Annotated in this window: 17 protein-coding genes; 11 read left to right on the forward strand and 6 right to left on the reverse strand. The window is 72.3% G+C overall.

Annotated features, from left to right (window positions below; all coding sequences use genetic code 11):
- Positions 1 to 287: 287 nt before the first annotated feature.
- Positions 288 to 959 (forward strand): response regulator, encoded by a 672-nt coding sequence (locus ACZ592_RS38460; RefSeq protein ID WP_471586405.1) that lies wholly within the window; start codon positions 288 to 290, stop codon positions 957 to 959.
- A gap of 133 nt (positions 960 to 1,092) precedes the next feature.
- Here the strand turns inward: ACZ592_RS38460 and ACZ592_RS38465 are convergent, their stop codons facing one another.
- Positions 1,093 to 1,974, reverse strand: a complete 882-nt coding sequence (locus ACZ592_RS38465) for a sigma-70 family RNA polymerase sigma factor (RefSeq protein WP_471586406.1) — start codon at positions 1,972 to 1,974, stop codon at positions 1,093 to 1,095.
- A gap of 83 nt (positions 1,975 to 2,057) precedes the next feature.
- Here ACZ592_RS38465 and ACZ592_RS38470 point away from each other — a divergent pair, with 83 nt between their 5' ends.
- Both ACZ592_RS38470 and ACZ592_RS38475 read left to right on the forward strand, forming a co-directional pair.
- Positions 2,058 to 2,507 carry a carboxymuconolactone decarboxylase family protein gene (locus ACZ592_RS38470; RefSeq protein ID WP_471586407.1) on the forward strand — a complete coding sequence of 150 codons (450 nt, stop codon included), beginning with the start codon at positions 2,058 to 2,060 and terminating at the stop codon, positions 2,505 to 2,507.
- A gap of 130 nt (positions 2,508 to 2,637) precedes the next feature.
- On the forward strand, positions 2,638 to 2,946 hold the full coding sequence (locus tag ACZ592_RS38475) for a hypothetical protein (protein ID WP_471586408.1): 309 nt from the start codon (positions 2,638 to 2,640) through the stop codon (positions 2,944 to 2,946).
- A gap of 97 nt (positions 2,947 to 3,043) precedes the next feature.
- Here the strand turns inward: ACZ592_RS38475 and ACZ592_RS38480 are convergent, their stop codons facing one another.
- Positions 3,044 to 5,281, reverse strand: coding sequence for an MMPL family transporter (locus ACZ592_RS38480; RefSeq protein WP_471586409.1), 2,238 nt, complete (start codon positions 5,279 to 5,281; stop codon positions 3,044 to 3,046).
- Positions 5,282 to 5,462: 181 nt separating this feature from the next.
- Between ACZ592_RS38480 and ACZ592_RS38485 the strand changes: the two genes are divergently transcribed.
- From ACZ592_RS38485 to ACZ592_RS38500, 4 genes are all read left to right on the forward strand, one after another.
- On the forward strand, positions 5,463 to 6,227 hold the full coding sequence (locus ACZ592_RS38485; RefSeq protein ID WP_471586410.1) for a TetR/AcrR family transcriptional regulator: 765 nt from the start codon (positions 5,463 to 5,465) through the stop codon (positions 6,225 to 6,227).
- A 103-nt stretch (positions 6,228 to 6,330) separates the two neighbouring features.
- Complete coding sequence (locus tag ACZ592_RS38490) at positions 6,331 to 6,783, forward strand: DUF6003 family protein (RefSeq protein WP_471586411.1); 453 nt, start codon at positions 6,331 to 6,333, stop codon at positions 6,781 to 6,783.
- Positions 6,784 to 6,812: 29 nt separating this feature from the next.
- Entirely contained in the window at positions 6,813 to 7,709 is an 897-nt protein-coding gene (locus ACZ592_RS38495) for an NAD-dependent protein deacetylase (RefSeq protein ID WP_471586412.1), read from the forward strand.
- A gap of 469 nt (positions 7,710 to 8,178) precedes the next feature.
- A complete protein-coding gene (locus ACZ592_RS38500) occupies positions 8,179 to 8,400 on the forward strand; it encodes a hypothetical protein (RefSeq protein ID WP_471586413.1) in 222 nt (73 codons plus the stop codon).
- A 729-nt stretch (positions 8,401 to 9,129) separates the two neighbouring features.
- Here ACZ592_RS38500 and ACZ592_RS38505 read toward each other — a convergent pair.
- Together ACZ592_RS38505 and ACZ592_RS38510 are read right to left on the reverse strand one after the other, a co-directional pair.
- Entirely contained in the window at positions 9,130 to 9,651 is a 522-nt protein-coding gene (locus tag ACZ592_RS38505) for a P-loop nucleotide/nucleoside kinase family protein (RefSeq protein WP_471586414.1), read from the reverse strand.
- 39 nt (positions 9,652 to 9,690) lie between these two features.
- Complete coding sequence (locus ACZ592_RS38510; protein ID WP_471586415.1) at positions 9,691 to 10,392, reverse strand: GNAT family N-acetyltransferase; 702 nt, start codon at positions 10,390 to 10,392, stop codon at positions 9,691 to 9,693.
- A 284-nt stretch (positions 10,393 to 10,676) separates the two neighbouring features.
- Here ACZ592_RS38510 and ACZ592_RS38515 point away from each other — a divergent pair, with 284 nt between their 5' ends.
- Both ACZ592_RS38515 and ACZ592_RS38520 read left to right on the forward strand, forming a co-directional pair.
- Positions 10,677 to 10,985, forward strand: coding sequence for a hypothetical protein (locus ACZ592_RS38515; protein WP_362340799.1), 309 nt, complete (start codon positions 10,677 to 10,679; stop codon positions 10,983 to 10,985).
- A gap of 3 nt (positions 10,986 to 10,988) precedes the next feature.
- Positions 10,989 to 11,606, forward strand: coding sequence for a LuxR C-terminal-related transcriptional regulator (locus tag ACZ592_RS38520; protein ID WP_471586416.1), 618 nt, complete (start codon positions 10,989 to 10,991; stop codon positions 11,604 to 11,606).
- A 7-nt stretch (positions 11,607 to 11,613) separates the two neighbouring features.
- On the opposite strand, the gene ACZ592_RS38525 is transcribed toward ACZ592_RS38520, so the two are convergent.
- Positions 11,614 to 12,066 (reverse strand): winged helix-turn-helix transcriptional regulator, encoded by a 453-nt coding sequence (locus ACZ592_RS38525; protein ID WP_471586417.1) that lies wholly within the window; start codon positions 12,064 to 12,066, stop codon positions 11,614 to 11,616.
- A 102-nt stretch (positions 12,067 to 12,168) separates the two neighbouring features.
- Between ACZ592_RS38525 and ACZ592_RS38530 the strand changes: the two genes are divergently transcribed.
- Positions 12,169 to 13,491, forward strand: a complete 1,323-nt coding sequence (locus ACZ592_RS38530; RefSeq protein ID WP_471586418.1) for an MFS transporter — start codon at positions 12,169 to 12,171, stop codon at positions 13,489 to 13,491.
- Positions 13,488 to 14,234 (forward strand): DUF1838 family protein, encoded by a 747-nt coding sequence (locus ACZ592_RS38535; RefSeq protein ID WP_471586419.1) that lies wholly within the window; start codon positions 13,488 to 13,490, stop codon positions 14,232 to 14,234. The genes ACZ592_RS38530 and ACZ592_RS38535 overlap by 4 nt, the downstream gene beginning before the upstream one ends.
- A gap of 21 nt (positions 14,235 to 14,255) precedes the next feature.
- Here the strand turns inward: ACZ592_RS38535 and ACZ592_RS38540 are convergent, their stop codons facing one another.
- A complete protein-coding gene (locus ACZ592_RS38540) occupies positions 14,256 to 17,105 on the reverse strand; it encodes a helix-turn-helix transcriptional regulator (protein ID WP_471586420.1) in 2,850 nt (949 codons plus the stop codon).
- Positions 17,106 to 17,176: the final 71 nt, after the last annotated feature.

Here is a 17,176-nt window from a genome sequence, read left to right on the forward strand (position 1 = left end):
CCCCCCCCCCCCCCCCCCCCCCCCCCCCCCCCCCCCCCCCCCCCCCCCCCCCCCCCCCCCCCCCCCCCCCCCCCCCCCCCCCCCCCCCCCCCCCCGTCCGTCCGGCCTGTCAGGGGGGGGCGTGTTCCCCGGGCCGCCTCACATCTTCGCCCTCTGGATCGTCAATACAGAGAGACAGCGTCCCCGCCCCCGTTCCCACGGCCCGTCAGCCGACATGCCCATGCGCTGCGCCCGACCCCCAAGGCGCGTACCCCGCGTCACCCGCCGCTCACCGAGGGATAGACGACATGAGCATCTCCGTGCTCCTCGTGGACACCGACGCCCTGCTGCGCACCTGCTGCGCGACGTTGCTGGCGGCGCAGCCGGACATAAGCGTGGTCGGAGAGGCCGGTGACGGCGCCCAGGCTGTCGAGCTCGCCGGACAGCTGCGCCCCGACGTGGTCCTGATGAACCCTCACCTGTCCCTCCTGAGCGGCGTGGAGGCGACCCGTCGCATCACGGCGCATCCCGAGCTGTCCGGCGTCCGGGTGCTGGCGATGGCCACCCCGGCGGCCGACTCCCAGGTCTTCGACATGCTCGCGGCCCACGCCTCCGGCTTCCTGTTCAAGGACGCGGAGCCGGCGGAACTGCTGCGCGCGATCCGCGTGGTCGCGCAAGGTGAGGCGCACTTGTCGCCGCGCATCGTGCAGCGCGTGATCGACGAGTGCGTGTTGCGGTCCCGGGTCCCGGAACCAGGCGGCCTGGAAGGGCTCACGCCGCGCGAGCGCGAACTGCTGGCGTTGATCGGCACGGGCCTGTCCAATCAGGAGATCGCCGAGAGACAGTTCATCTCCTGCACCACGGCCAAGACCCACGCGTGCCGCATCATGGCCAAACTGGGCGCCCGCAACCGGGTGGAGCTCGTCTCCGTCGCCTACCAGTGGGGTCTGGTCCGGCGCAGGTCGGTGCCGCTGAGCTGACACCGTGGGGACGAGGCCCGGCTGCCTCGGCCGCGCCCCCGCTCTCGCATGCCGTCGCAGGTCGTGAGGTTCAGGGGAAAACCCCCTCGGGGAACCCTGGGCCGACGCCACGGCGACCCGCCCCGCCCGCACCTCACGCCGGACCGGGCAGGTCCATCAGCGCGAGCTTCGCCGGGTCGATCACGACCGTGATCCCGGTGATCCGGTCGGCGACCACCGTGAAGGCCAGGACCGAGATCGGGGTGCCGTCCGGACGCCAGGAGACGATCCCCGGGAGGCCGTTGACGCGTACCGCGCGGCCGTGCGCCGCCGCGCCGGCGGACAGGTGCGCGCCGGCCGCGACCTTGGTGGCACCGAGGTTGACCACCACGCCGGACGGGGTGTCGACGGTCAGCTTCACCTCGGGGTCGAGTACCCGCAGCAATCCCTCGAAGTCGCCGCTGCGAGCCGCCGCCAGGAACGCGTGGACCACCTCCCGCTGGTCCCGGCCCACGCCGGACGGGCGGTCGTCCATCGCACGGACCTTCTTGCGCGCGCGGCTGGCGAGCATCTTGGCGGCCGGGGTGGATTTCCCGAGGATCTGGCCGATCTCCTCGAACGGCACCGCGAACAGGTCGTGCAGCACGAACGCAAGACGCTCGCTCGGACCGAGCGACTCCAGGACGACGAGCAGGGCGACTCCGACCGAGTCGGCGAGCACCGCGTCGTCCTCGGGAACAGGGCTGTCGTGGAGCGTCACGACGAACTCCGGCAGGTGGGCGTCGTAGGAGGCCTCCGGGCGGGTCTGCCGCGAGCGCAGGACATCGAGGCTGATCCGGCCGACCACCGTGGTCAGCCAGCCCGCGAGATTGTGGATGCCCGCCGCGTCCTGGCGCGAGAGGCGCAACCAGGCCTCCTGGACCACGTCCTCGGCGTCGGCGTGCGATCCGAGCATGCGGTGGGCGACCGCGCGCAACCGGTCGCGCTGGGCCTCGAACGCCTCGGCCACCGGGTCCGTCCGGCTGGTGTGGGACATGTTGTTACCTTCCTCGGTTCCGCTCCGTCATGGGGGATGACGGGCCCGAAGGGGCGCAGGTAACCGATGAGGGAGCGACTCTGATGGAAGCACGTGTGAACAGCCCGGCGAACCCCGACGTGATCACCGCGATCCAGCACCTCTACAAGGCACTTCACTCCGGCGGCGCCGACCCGCGTCTGCTCTCACTCGTCCATCTGCGGGTCAGCCAGATCAACGGCTGCAGCCCGTGCGTCCACGCCTCGATCGACGCGGCGCGGAAGGCGGGCGAGACGGACGAGCGGCTGCACAACGTGGTCGCGTGGCGCGAGACGCCCTTCTACAGCGAGGAGGAACGGGCGGCACTCGCCCTGGCCGAGGCCGCCACCCGGCTCCAGGACGGCGCACCGGGCGTGACCGACGAGATCTGGGACACCGCCGCCGACCTCTTCGGCGAGGCGCAGCTGAACGCGATCATCCTGGAGATCGCGATGACCAACTTCTTCAACCGGATCAACCGCACGATCCGTGAGCAGGCGGGCAAGACCTGGTGAGCCGGGCGGGTGTCGTACCCCGGACGCGGTGCGGACGGCATGCCGCCGCGGACAGTCGCTGCCGGGTTGGCCGAGGAGAAAGAGGGAAACTGAGACGACACGCAAGCACCGCCCGATGTGAGGAGCCGCCATGACCACCTTCGTCATCACCGTTCCCGGTACGTTCGTCGGAGGCGTCACCGATTCGGCACGGTCACTCCTCGAACAGAAACTGGCTTCGCAGCACACCGACGTGAGCGAGAGCGAAGGCCTCGACCTGCTCACGCTGAATGACGACAGCACCTTCTCCATCCGCCTGGAAGTGGACGCCGCGGATCGGTACGAGGCAGAGATGGACGCCACACAGTTGGTCGCGGCCGCCCTGAAGGAGGCCGGTATCGCGGAGTCCGACGCCCCGCTCGGCCCGCCGGCCGTCACCGGCATCGACAGCGACCTCTGACCGCCCCCCTCGGCACGGCCGACGGACACCCCTGTGCCCGTACCGGAAACCGGCACGGGCGCAAGGGGGTGATATCAGCGGGACGCGTTCGCGAGGGTCAGACGGTCGCGGAGTCCTTCTGGGGCTCGGGCTCGGGCGGGTTCACGGGCGCCGGCCGCGGCGCGGACCCGTTCTCGCTCAGGCCGAAGCGGTGGTGGAAGGCGCGCAGCGGGCCGGGCGCGTACCAGGCGGAGCGGCCGAGCAGCCGCATCGCGGCGGGGACGAGGACGCCGCGTACGGCGAGGGCGTCGATGAGGATGGCCAGACCGCTGCCCAGGCCGAACAGCTGCATGAAGCTGACCTCGGCCGTCCCGAAGGCGAAGAAGCTCACCGCGATCAGAGCGGCCGCCGCGCTGACGATGCGGCCGGTGTGCCCGAGGCCGTTCGCGACGGCGGACTCGTTGTCCTCGCCCTGCTCGTGGAGTTCCTTGATCCGGCTGGTCACGAACACCTCGTAGTCCATCGAGAGGCCGAACGCGACGCAGAACATGAGCAACGTCATCGACGTCTCCATCGGCTGCGGGGTGAAGCCGAGCACGTCGGAGAAGTGGCCGTCCTGGAAGATCCAGGTCATCACGCCGACGGTCGCGCCCAGGCTGACCACGTTGAGGACCAGCGCGCGCAGCGGCTGCACGATGCTGCCGGTGAACAGGAAGAGCAGCAGGAAGGTGCTGACGGCGATCAGTCCCACGGCGAGCGGGAGCTTGCCGCCGATGGAGTCGTTGGAGTCGATCAGTTCGGCGTCGCCGCCGCCCACCAGCGGGTGCGTCCCGGCGGGCGGGGCGGCGGCCCTGACCTCCTCGACGAGGGTCTTCGCCGCGTCGGACTTCGGCGTCAGGGTGCTCACCACGTTGAGCTGCTGCGCTGCCGGGCGGCCGAGCGCGGGGTTTCCCGGGCCGGCGGGCTTGGACCGGCCTCCGGCATAGACGCCCGTGCCGGCCTCGACGCGTGCAACGCCCTTGAGATCGGACAGTTCGGCCGCGTACGCCTCCAGCGGGGCCTTGCCCACGGCCTTGTCGATCACGACGTGCACGGCCGCGGCGTCGTTGCCGTTGAAGTTCTCCCGCAGTGAGACCGAGACCTGGCGGCTCTTGGCGTCCTCGGGCAGCACGCGTTCGTCCGGCGTGCCGAAGGTGATGCCCAGCAGCGGGATCGAGGCGAGGAGCAGGACCGCGAGGACGGGCAGTGCGGTGAGTGCGGGCCGCCGCATGACGGTGCGGGCCAGCCGCCCCCACACGGAAGTCCGGGAGCGGGCACGTCCCGCCTTCGCCCACGGCATCCGCCCGCTGTTGACGCGGTGCCCCAGGACGTTGAGGAGGGCCGGCATCACGAACAGGGAGGCGAGGGCCGCGATGACGACGACGCCGACACCGGAGTAGCCGAACGAGCGGAGGAAGTACTGCGGGAACACCATGAGCGCGGCGAGCGCGGCCGCCACGGTCGCGGCGGAGAACGCGACGGTCCGGCCCGCGGTGCTCATCGTCGTCCGTACCGCGTCCTCCACGCTCGCCCCGGCGGCGAGCTGCTCCCGGAACCGGCTGATCATCAGCAGGGCGTAGTCGACGCCGAGGCCGAGACCGAGGGCCGTGGTGAGGTTGATCGCGAAGATGGACACGTCGGTGACGCTGCCGACGACGTAGAGCTCCGCGAAGGCGCCCACGATGGCGATCAACGCGATGGCCAGCGGCAGCAGCGCGGAGACCACGGTGCCGAAGACCACCAGGAGCAGCAGCAGGATCAGTGGTACGGCGATGGCCTCGGCCAGCACGAGGTCCTTCTCCGTCTGCGGCCCCATCTCGTAACTCACGCCGGTGCTGCCACCGGCCTTGACCGTGAGGGTGTCCTTGTACGTGCCGGCGTACGTGTCGATGACGCCCTCGGCGTTCTCCTGACGCTCCGCGTCATGGCCCTTCACCCGGGCCAGCACCAGGGCCTCGCGGCCGTCCTCGGCGCGGAGGCCGGGGTTGTTCGTGTCCCAGTACGAGACCACGTTCGCGAGGTCCGGCTCCTTCTTGAGGTCGGCCACCAGAGCCCGGCCACTCCGCCGGGCGGCCGGCCCGTCGATGTCGCCCTCGGCGGCGCGGACCAGCAGCACCAGGTTCGTCTCGCCGCCGAACCTCTTGTCGATGACCTCTCTGGCGCGGGAGGACTGGGAGGAGGGGTCGTCGAATCCGCCTCCCAGCAGCTTCCCGAACGCCCCGGCGCCCAGTGCGCCCATGAGGGCGACGGCGACCACGGCGACCACCAGGACCAGTCGGGACCGGCGGATTGTCAGCTCGGCTATGCGTTCGAACACGGGCTCTCCTGAGGGCTTGGCACGGGGGGACGGGGCGGGAGTCGCTCCTCGTCGCCGCTGCCGACGCTAGCGGGGTACAACTTGATTGAGCAGTGTGAGATTTTTCGAACGGACAGCTCATCTCCATTGCACTGCCAGGGAATTGGTGCGCTGTCAGGGGCGGCCGTCGTACGGTCACTGCATGTCCCGACAAGAAGCCCCGACGTCGACGGCCATGCCGTCCCTGCGTGAGCGCCGCCGTGCCGTCGCCGCGCAGGAGATCGTGAGCGCCGCCGAGTCCCACATCGTCGAGAACGGCCCGCACGCACTGTCCCTGCGCGCGGTGGCCCGGAGCCTCGGCATGACCGTGCAGGCGCTCTACCACTACTTCCCGAGCCGCGACGACCTCGTCACGGCGCTCGTCACCAAGGCCTACGACGACCTGGCGGACGCCGTGCGGGCGGCCACGGAGACCGGGGCGGCCGACCCGGAGTTGCCGGGGCTGGTCGTCGCGGCCGAGGGCTATCGCCGGTGGGCCATCGAGAACCCCGAGCGATTCCAGCTCCTCTACGGGGCGCCGTTGCGGCACTACCACGCACCCGTCGACGGCCCCACCACGGAGGCGAACCGGCGGATGGGCGCCGTGTTCGAGCGGGAACTCTTCCGCGGGTTCACACCGGCGCAACTGGCCGCCGCCGACACCCGATCGCTCTCGCCGGAGTTCCTGGGCCTGCTGCGGCAGATGCCGTCACTCGGTGGCGACGAGGACGTGCCGGCGCCCGCGAGCGCCCTCATGCTGAGCGTCTGGGGCTATGTGCACGGCATGGTCGTCCTCGAGGTCTTCGGGCACACCGGATTCCTCGGCGTCCACCAGGCCGAGCTCTACCGCATGGCGATGCGCAACCTGTACGAGGACGTGCGCAGGCGGATTCCGGGCGTACCGGGGGCGCGTACCGAGGAAGGGTGACGCTCGGCAGCCGGACGCATCGGCCCTGCTCGAACAGGGTCGCGAGCCGGGCGGCGGAAGGGACCGGCGCGGGTGCCGCAGGCGTTAGCATGCAGACCTGCTCATGCCTACTGAGAGTGGTCGCATCACGATGGCCGACGACGCCCTGCTGTTCGTACTCCCCGATGATCATCCCCGCCTGGGTGCGGCTCTTGCGGCAGTGGGGGAGCTCGAATGCGCGGGCACCCCGGCCGTCCTGGGCTGGCTCCAGGCGCACGGCGTGCCCATCGCCTCCGAGCGCGTACGGATCGTGCCCGCCGGAGCGGAGGTCCTCATCCCCGACGAGGCGGAGCGCCTGCCGGTGCCCCTCAGCGAGGAGGAAACGCTGCGCGTGGACCAGGTGTGCGCACCCCGCTCCGTGACGGAGATGGAATCCGAGCTGCTCACGTTCCGTGACACCACCCAGGACTGGCAGGCCCTGGTCCACCGGGCCCTCTCCGCAGGGGTCCCGGCCCCGAGGATCGCCCAGCTCACCGGCTTGGAGCCGCAGGACGTGGCGCGGCTGCTGGAGACGTGATCGTCCGGTGAGTACATAAACTGGCGTTCATGAGGACGCGACCCACGTTGACCTGGGAGCCTCAGGGCGACCCGCCTCCCGCCTCGACCGATCTGTCGGCGGTGGTGACCGCCGTGCGGGCGGGGGGCGTCGTCGTGCTCAGCGGGGCGGGTCTGTCGACGGAGTCGGGCATCCCGGACTACCGCGGGGAACACGGCTCCTTCCGGCGGAATCACGTGCCCATGACCTTTCAGGAGTTCACCGGCAGCACGCACGCGCGCCGGCGGTACTGGGCCCGCAGTCAGCTCGGCCGGCGGGCGCTGACCCAGGCGGGTCCGAACGACGGTCACCGGGCGGTCGCGGCGCTGGCCGATGCGGGTCTCGTCACGGGTGTGATCACGCAGAACGTCGACGGGCTGCAGCAGGCCGCGGGGGCGCGGGACGTCGTGGAACTCCACGGCAGCCTGAGCCGCGTCGTCTGCCTCGACTGCGGTGCGGCCAGCGCCCGATCGGAGCTCGACGGCCGGCTGCGGGAGGCCAACCCGGGGTTCGAGGCCGTCGCCGTGCGGCACCGGGCGGCACGGGTGAATCCGGACGGTGACGTCGACCTGCCCGACGCGGCGGTCCATGAGTTCCGGCTGGTGGCGTGCACGGTCTGCGGCACCGGGGTGCTCAAGCCGGACGTCGTGTTCTTCGGCGAGAACGTCCCGCCCGAGCGGGTGGCGACGTGCCGGGCCATGGTCGACGAGGCGGCCACCCTGCTCGTGCTGGGCTCTTCCCTGACGGTCATGTCCGGGCTGCGCTTCGTGCGGCAGGCGGCGCAGTCCGGCGCCACCGTCCTGATCGTGAACCAGGGGCTCACCCGCGGTGATCGCTGGGCCGCGGGCCGTATCGACCTCCCGCTGGGGCCCGCGCTGACCGACGTCGTGGCGCGGGTCGGTCTCTGATCCGGACCCGTGCGCGTGGTGGGGATGGTTAAAGCCGGTCCGGTGGGGGAGGCGCGTCAATAGATCACGGTGGACCACCGATTGCACCAGGCCGTCGGGTCCTCGCCGGGCGCCGTCGCGTCGCCCGGGGCGGGCCCTGTGCGCCCCGCGCCGTCATCCGCGGTCGGCCGTTCGGCGCCGCGCGCTGCCGTCCGGGTGTCGCCCTCTCCGGGGCGCGGGTCTGCCGGGTGCTGTGGCCCGTTCGCTGCCGGGCTGTTGATCGTATGAGTGGTTGTCATGTTCGTCCAACGAGGCGGCGGGGCTGAGGAAACGAGGCTGCCCGGCTCGGGAAACGTCGGAGTCGGCTCGCGCGCGGCAATCGGCCGACACGGCGATCGGCGAACGCGGGAGCGACGGGTTGGACATCCCCGGGAGACCTCTGGCAGGGTCGCCGGACCGTCCGCCCACAAGTTCCGAAGGGAGAGGCGTGATGATCGAAGTGAGCACACGCAGCGTCAAGGAAGCGGCTGCTGCCGAGCAGATGCGCGCGAACACCACGACGCTGGAAATTCCGAAGGGTTTCGACCTCTGGACGGCCGAGGAGATCTCCGAGTGGCTCGACCAGGTCGAGGACGATCCGGGAGTGTCCGACGCCGACTTCTACGCCGCCCAGCAGGCGGTGCAGCGAGTGCTGGGCGTCGACGACGCCTGATCAGGCCGGTGGACCGCGGCGTACGGGCGGCCGGGTCGTAGAGGCGGCCGGGGCGCAGAAGGCGCCACGCGTGCCCGGATACGCGCACCGAGCCCTCGCCCGGGCTCCGGGATCCGGGCTCGGGATCGCGCGGGTTTTCGTCCCGCCAGCGACCGCATGCCCCGCAGGGGTGACAGGATGGTGCGGTGGGCGGTGGACGCCGAGGTGCCCGAGGGCCAGATCTTCGGCAACGGCGCGTTGTGGGTCCCGCCCAGCGAAAGGGAGGCGAGTCCGAACGCGGCCACGCACACGCTCCAGTCCGTGTCGGCCCAGCCCGTGCCTGCCGACGGCATCAGGACGCCGAGCAGACCGGACATCGCCAGTCCGGCCGAGCTCACCAGGAGCGTCGCGGGGGCTCCGAGCCGGCCGACCAGAGGCCCAGCCATCCTGGGGCCGCCGATACTGGTCACCGAGCGGATCGCCGACAGCTTCACGTTGCCCTCAGCTTGGGACGGCAGGCGGTCCCCGATCGCCCACTCGCCCGCGAGGATCCGCGCGCCGAGCGCGTCGGCCACTGCGAGGTAGGGCGCCTTTCGGGGCACGCGTGGTCCTCCGGTTGCTTCACGGTGCGGCAGCCGGCGAATTCAGGTGGCATCGGCAAGCTACTGCGCCGGGCGAAAGCTAAGTGGAGTGGAACGCGCTCTGTGCGCATGCGCCCGGGGCGTCGGGCGTACACCTTGGTACGGGGCCTCAGTCCTTGACGGACTCGACGATCCGCCGAGCGGCCTGGGCGGGCGTGAGACGCGTCGTGTCGACGACCTCGGCCTCGTCGTGCAGCCAGGTGCGGGCTGCCTCGGCGTAGGGCTCGAGGTACTCGAAGCGGAAGGCGGAGGGGCCCATCACCGTGTCCCCCTGGATGCGCCCGCGCAGGGTCTCCTGGTCGGCGTGGAGGACGAAGTGCCGTACGGGAATGGCGTGCTGGGCGAGTCCCGTGCTGATCTCGCGCCAATACTCCTCGACCAGGACGGTCATGGGCATCACCAGAGTGCCGCCGGTGTAGTCGAGTACCCGGCGGGCGGTCTCGACGACCAACGGCCGCCACGGCGGCCAGTGCTGGAAGTTGCCCGTCCAGGGCAGTGCAGGCGTGATGTCCATGAGTGTCTCGCCGACCTTCTCGGCGTCGAACACCCGGGAATCAGGGAGCAGTTGCTGTACGAGCGCACTGGTCGTCGTCTTGCCCGCGCCGTGCGTGCCGTTGAGCCATACGATCATGCGTCCCGACTGTAGCGCCGTGCGGGGCGGGTCCGGCGGTCACGGGGTGCGGAAGCCCTGGAAGGTCACGGGCTTGCGGGTCTTGAAGCCGAGTCGTTCGTAGAGGGCGATGGCACCGGAGTTGGCCTCGGCCACGTGCAGGAAGGGCCGCTCGCCCCGGGACAGGATGCGCTCGACCAGAGCGTTCAGGAGACGGGCGGCGTGGCCCCGCCCGCGAGCCTCGGGCGACGTGCACACGGCACTGATCTCGGTCCATCCCGGGGGCCGCAGCCGCTCGCCCGCCATGGCGACCAGGGCGCCCTGGTCGCGGATCCCGAGATAGGTGCCGAGTTCGCGGGTGCGGGGCCCGAACGGCCCGGGCGCGGCCCGCGCGACGAGGTCGAGCATTTCCGGCACGTCGTCGGGACCGAGCTCCACGACACAGGCGTCGGCGGCCGGACGCGGCACTGAGGGCAAGGGCTCGCCGGGCCAGAGCATCTGCCGGCCCGCGAGTTCGAAGACCGGCTCCCAGCCCGCGGGCGGCGGCGCCGTGTTGCTGAACATGTCGGCGAAGCCGCCGCTGCCGAGCAGCCGCGCGAGATCGGACCAGTCCGCCGCGTCCGGCTCGGTCGGCAGCGCACAGAAGGTCGAGACATCCGGCAGGTAGGTCGCCGCGTTCCCGATCCTGCGGGCCAGCTCCGCATGCTGCCCGAGCAGGGACTCGGCCACGGGGTTGTCGAGCACGGTGGCGTCACTGTTCACGCGCCGATCTTCGCATCCCGGCGCCGCCGCACCGCAGTGGGGTCGGCGGTGCAACGGGGCCGGCAGCAGCGTGGGACCAGGGGGGTCAACCGCAACGGCTCGCCCGCCGGGTGATCCGCGCCGGCCCCACGAGCCCACGGCGACGCCATCTCAACGCCACACCAGCACCACGTCAGCGCCGCAGAAGGTTCGAAGACGCGTCCTGGGGCAGGTCCCGCGGCCCCGGACACGCCGCTACGGTGGGATCAGCTCGTGTCGAGGGGTAACTCCAGGGAGGCAGCAACATGTTGATGGCAGCCGAGAAGGGCGACATCACCACAATCATCGGCGGCATCGCTCCCGACTGGGGGCCCTTCGGTGCGCTGGGCACCGAGGCGAAGACGATGATCCAGGTCGTGATGGCCGTGGCCATTCTGCTCTGCCTGGCGCTCGCCATCTGGGGAGCGGCCAAGCAGCGCATCGGCGCCACGGCCCTGCGCGACACGTTCAGCGCCGAACAGGGCAAGGGACTCATCGTCGCGGGCCTGACCGGCGTCTTCATCATCGGCTCGCTCGGCACCGTCTTCACGATCGTCTACGGCATGGCCGTCTGACGCGTGTCCGACCTGCCGTCCGCGGCGTCCGGGGCCGCCGTGGCGGCCCCGGACGCTCGTCGCGCCGTGCGCGCGGGAACGGCCTGCCCATGGTCCGGCCGCACCTCGTGGGTGAGGGCGCGGTGGGCACCGCTGTTGCGGAACACGGCGACCTGTTCGCCGCGGCCCGCAGCCGCCGGGCTGATGTGGACGACGTACGACGTTAGTGAGGCCGTCTACCAGGCGCTGCGCGCGGATGCCTCCGGCCTCCCGCTCCAGGACGCGGCGCCCGGCGAACTGGGCGGCGAGGTGCGGGCGTTGGCCGCAGGCGACGGCCGGCTGGATCCCACGGTGACGGCCGGTCTGTCGGCGGAGTTCGCCGCCAGGCCGGAGAGGCTCCGACCGGCCCCGGAGGAGCTCGCGGCGTTCACCGGGCGGGAGCGCGAAGTCCCCGTCCTGGTCGCCCACGGGCTTGCGAATGCCGAGATCGCCTTGCATCTCTTCATCGGCGAGGCGACGGCCAAGACCCACCGCGGGCCGATCCTTCTGAAGCTCGGCGTGCGGGGCAGGCCCCAGGCGGTCGCCGCGGCCTACCAGAGCGGCCCGGTCGCGCCGGGCTCGTCCCCGCCGCGGTCCTCCTGAGGCTCCGTCAGCGGGCGGACACCTTGCGGACGGCCGTGTCGTCGGGGTTCAGCTGCCGTCCGTCGTCGGAGAGCACTTCCAGCGGGCGCAGGCGACGGCCCTGGCGGCGGTCGACCAGCTCCGAGTGCGCCTCGCCGGGGGAGAAGAAGTTCTGTTCGCCCCACTGACGCAGCGCCACGACGACGGGGAAGAGCGCCCGGCCCTTCGGGGTCAGTACGTACTCGCGGTAGGCGCTGCCGTCCGATGCGGGCACGGATTCGAGGACGCCGCCGGCGACCAGGCTGCGCAGGCGTGCGGTGAGGATGTTCTTCGCCACGCCGAGGCCGCGCTGGAACTCCCCGAAGCGCCGGCTCCCGTCGAAGGCGTCGCGCACGATCAGCAGCGACCACCAGTCGCCGATCGCGTCCACCGAGCGGGCCACGGGGCATTCGCTGTCGTCGAAGCGCGTTCTGGTCACCACGGCGTTCCTCACTCTCATCTGGTTGCAACATGCTACCAAACGGGCTAGCGTCCACCTCGCCCAGTGGTGGCAAATTGAAACCAGATGTGCGGAGGAGTGCTGATGCCCGGCAACTGTGCGGCCGAGACCCGAAGGGCCGAGACCCGGTGGGCCGAGACCCGAACCGGGGAGAGTTCCGCGTCCGTCCTCTCCCGAGGCGTCGTCGCCCTGTTCGCCGTCGCCTGCGGAGCCGCGGTGGCCAACGTCTACTTCGCCCAGCCGCTCCTGGTGACCATGGGGCACGACCTCGGCATGAGCCCGGCGCTCGTCGGCAGCGTGGTCACCCTCACGCACGTCGGGTACGGCCTCGGACTCTTCTTCCTCGTGCCCTTGGGCGACATGGCCGACCGCAGGCGGATCATCGTCGTCCAACTGCTGTTCCTCGTGGCGGCGCTGGCCGCCGTCGCCACCGCGCGAACCCCGGCGATGCTGCTCGCCGCCGTGACCGCCACCGGCCTTCTCGCGGTCGTCACACAGACGCTGGTCGCCTTCGCGGCGTCGCTTGCCCCCTCGGCCGGGCGCGGCCGCGTCGTCGGCCTGGTCACCAGCGGCGTGGTCGTCGGAATCCTGCTCGCCCGCACCGTGTCCGGCCTCCTGGCCGATCTCGCGGGCTGGCGCTCCGTCTACCTCGCCTCGGCCTCGCTCACCGCGCTGCTCGCGCTGGTCCTGCACCGCGTGCTGCCCCGCAACAGCGGGACTCCGGCGACAACCTCGCATTACGGCCAACTCCTGCGCTCCACGGTCACGCTGTTCGCGCGAGAGCGACTGCTGCGACTGAGGGCGCTGTTCGGGCTGCTGGTCTTCGCCGCCTTCAGCACCCTGTGGAGCAGCGTCGCGCTGCCGCTCAGCGAAGCCCCGTACTTCCTGTCCCACAGTGAGATCGGAGCGCTGGGCCTGGTCGGTGCCGCCGGCGCCCTGGCCGCGACCGTGGCGGGCCGCCTGACCGACCGCGGACTCGCCGGGCGGACCACCGGCACGGCACTGGCGCTGCTCGCCGTCTCGTGGCTGCCGTTGGCCTTCACCCGCAGCTCGCTCTGGGCCCTCATCGTCGGGGTGATCCTGCTCGACCTCGCCGTGCAGGCGGTCCACGTCACCAACCAGACCCTGATCTACGCGCTGCACCCGGACGCGGGCAGCCGGCTGATCGGCGGATACATGGTCTTCTACTCGATCGGCAGCGCCACCGGAGCCATCGCCGCGACCTCCCTGTACGCGGCGGCAGGCTGGGGCGCCGTCTGCGTACTCGGTGCCGCGTTCAGCTGCCTCGGACTGCTGCTGTGGGCATGCACGCGACGCTCCACCCCGGCCCTTCCGGCCGATCCGGAGTCCGGCCGAAGGGGGCGCCCGTGCGGCCGGGGCGAAGGTCGCGCAGAGTACTCCCTATGACGACACCCGCAGAGCTGCTCCGTTCCTTTGCCCGGACCCGGGCCTCGCTCGACGGCGAGGAGGTCACGTACTGGTGGTCGGGAGACGTGTACTCCTGGGCCCCCGACGAGCCGTACCAGCGGCTCTTCGGCTTCGAGGGACTCAACGTCGCGCGCCTGGTCGAGGACCCCGAGGGCGGCAAGGACGCCTACCAACTCCTCACCCGTGAGGCCGCCTTCTACCTGGACCCCGTCACCCGCGAGATCCTGGAGACCTGGCAGGACCTGCCGGTGGTGCACATATGGAATGACCCCGCGAACCAGAAGTGGCGCCCCTTCCCCATTCCGACGACCGAGCTCGGCGGGCAGGTCTGCTTCAGCCTGGAGATCCCGCTCGCCTACCCCTCGCCGCTGCCGGTGGCCCAGTACCCCCTGAACTCGGCCGACGACACGTACAAGGCCCTGGAGCTCTTCCAGTTCTTCGCCGACCGCGCCGATCTGGCCGGTCAGGCGCCGAGCGTCCCGGCCACCATGTCGTGGACGCGCATGTCGCCGTGGCTCCCGTGGATGGAGCGGGGGCAGCGGCCCGGCGGTCTCACCTATCACTGTCGGGGCCGCAAGCTCGGCTCGTACGACGAGGTCCCCGGGCGCACCCGCGACTACATCGCCGACCGGCACCCCGAGTTCGCCCGGGCCCCCGAGAAGTGGAGCGAGCCGAACGAGACCAGCTGGACGTACTTCCGCAAGCTCCACCCGCCGAAGTAGCGGCGGAGGACCGGTACGGCCTCAGGACCAGGGCAGACGGTCCGCGGCCGCGACGGTGCCGTCGACGACGTCGCGCAGCTGGGAACGGGCGGTGACGCCCAGCTTGGGGAAGCTGCGGTAGAGGTGCGAGCCGACCGTGCGCGGCGAGAGGAAGAGCCGCTCGCCGATCTCGCGGTTGGTGAGCCCGTGGGCGGCGAGCCGGATGATGTGCCGCTGCTGCGGGGAGAGTGCGGCGAGCGCGTCCGGTGCGGTGTCCGTGACGTCGAGGCCGGCGGCGCGTGCCTCGCCCCGGGCGCGCTCGGCCCACGGCTGGGCGCCGAGCCGCCGGAAGGTCGCCAGGGCCTCGGTGAGCGGCGACCGGGCCTCGGTGACGCGACGCCGACGGCGCAGCCATTCGGCGAGATCCAGCAGGGCCTGGGCGTGCTCGAAGGGCCACATCTCCAGTACGGGATCGGCAAGGGCCGCCCGGAGGCGCGGCTCGGCCTCCTCAGGATCGGCCAGCAGCCCACGGGCCCGCTCGATCAGCGCGCGCAGCCGGGGCGACGCGTTGCCGGCGAGCTCGCGGGCGCAGCGCTCCACGATGGTCGCGGCCTCCGCGCGGCGGCCGCCGCGTACCGCCGTGGCGGCCAGGTCGGCGAGAGCCGGATATGAGGCGTGATAGTGCACGGGCGCGCCATCGGCGGTGAAAACCCTGCGCAGTTGGTCGTACGCCTCCTCGTGAGCGCCTTCCGCGAGAGCCGCGGCGCCGAGCGCCCGCCGGGCATAGACGGCTACCGAGCGGCTCTCCAGCGGGTCGATCAGGTCTAGTGCCCGCTCGGCCCCGGCGCGCGCCGCGCCCACGTCGCCCTGGTGGGCGAGGACGGTGGCGTCCACCGTCGCCGCGCAGGCCGCTGCGTGGCCGAGGCCGACCGCTCCGGCGACCGCCAGGGTGCGGGCGCAGGCCTCGCGGGCCTCCTGCCACCTGCCCCGGTCCACGTAGGCCCAGGCGATCGCGCCCCCGAGTCCCTCCGGCAGCGATCCCTGCGACTGCATGCGCTCGAAGGCCTCGTCGAAGGCGCGGACGGCGTGCGGGGTCTCGTCGAGCAGCCAGGCCGCGATCCCGACGGCCACGAGTCGCTCGGGGCGGGCTGCGGCCTCAGCGGCCGACCGGGGGAGCAGGGGCGCCAGTTCGTTCCGGACGGCGTAGGGGTCCGTGGCGGCCTTCACCCAGCCGCGCAGGCCCGCGGACGCGGCATCCGCCGGAAGGTTCCGGAGGATGTCGTGGATGCGGCGGCGCTGTCCGTCGTCGCCGGAGTAGAAGCGGACGACCGCGGCGACGGCGAGGAGGTCCAGCGCGTCTTGAGGCCTGTGGGGCGCCAACTGCTCGGCGGAGTCGGCCAGTCGGGGGAAGGCGGCGGTGTGGCGCACGGTCAGGGCCGCGAGCCGCCCGGCCTGCACGGAGGCGGATGCCAGCAGCGCCACGTCGTCCGTGCGGTCCCGCGCCGCGGCGGTCAGCTCCTCGACCCAGGTGATGTCGCCGGTGAACACGGCTGCTGCGGCGGCGTCGACGAGCAGCCGCGCGCTGTCCTCGCGCCGGGGTGCCAGTTCCGAGGCGCGCTGGAGGGCTCTGGCCGCCGCCGCGTGGCCGCCACGGGCGCGGGCCCGCTCGGCGGTGCGCTCCAGCTCCGCCGACACGGCCGGATCCGGGCCCTGGCAGGCGGCGGCCAGGTGCCAGGCACGCCGGTCGGGTTCGTCCCGCAGGAGCGCCGCGAGCGCGAGGTGCGCTTCCCGCCGGTCCCTCACGGGTGCCGCGTGGTAAACGGCCGACCGGGCCAGGGGGTGGCGGAAGCGCACGCCCCGGCCACCGTGCCGGACCAGACCGGCGCGCTCGGCGGGGACCCAGGCCTCGTCGCCGGACTGCGGCAGCCCGGGCGGGGCGAGAAGTGAGGGGTCCAGGAGCGGGGAGTCGGCGCCGTCCATCGCGGCCAGGAGCAGCAGGGCCCGGGTGGTGGAGCGGGGGAGGCCGGCCAGGCGGTCGGCGAAGATCCGCTCGAGGCGCTCGGTGAGGGGGAGCGGCCCGGAAGAGGTCGGCCGGTCGGCCGTGCCGCCGTGAGCCGAGGCCGCCGAGAGGGGCGCGGTGACGGCTCTAGTCAGCTCCACCAGCGCCAAGGGGTTGCCCTCCGCCTGGTCCAGGACGGCCGCCCTGGCGCGGCCGGTGGGGCTCTTCGGCTGGAGGTCCAGCACCTGGTGGGCCTCGGCCCTGGTGAGCGGGCCCAGGGTCAGCGTCGGCGGGGGAGAGGTGAATCCGCCGAGGCGGGCGTCGGTACGGGCGGCCACCAGCACCGTGACCGGCTCACCCGCAAGGCGTCGGGCGGCGAAGGACAGGGCGTCCAGGGAGGCCCGGTCGCACCACTGGGCGTCGTCCAGGGCCACGAGGACGGGACGGCGCTCGCCCAGGGCCGACAGGAGGTTCAGGACGGCGACGCCCAGCAGCATGGGGTCGGGTGGGCTCGTCCGCCGGGGCGCGGCCGGACCGGTGCCGAACGCGGCCCGTACCGCCGTGCGTTGCCGCTCGGGCAGCCCTTCCACCGCGTCCGGCACCGGCCGCAGCAGCTGGTGCAGCGTGGAGTACGCGAGCCGTGCCTCCGACTCGCTCCCCTCGGCGCGCAGGACGAGTGCGCCGCCCGCCTCTGCCCGCCGCACCGCACGGTCCACCAGCGCGCTCTTCCCGGTGCCCGGGTCACCGACCAGCACCACCACCGGGTCGGTCGGCGCCGAGTCGACCGCGCGAAACAGGCGCTCCAGTTCCGCGCCCCGGCCGACGAGCGGGTCCGAGGCCGGAGAAGGCTCCCGCCTCGGGGCCGTACGGGGGCCGCCCGTCAGTTCGCGCACAAAGTCTCCAGGAACACGGTGGGGCTCGGGACCACTGCTCTTGCCGTCGCTCGGCCCGGCCAGGCTACAAG

The organism is Streptomyces sp. NPDC040622, from assembly GCF_055593965.1.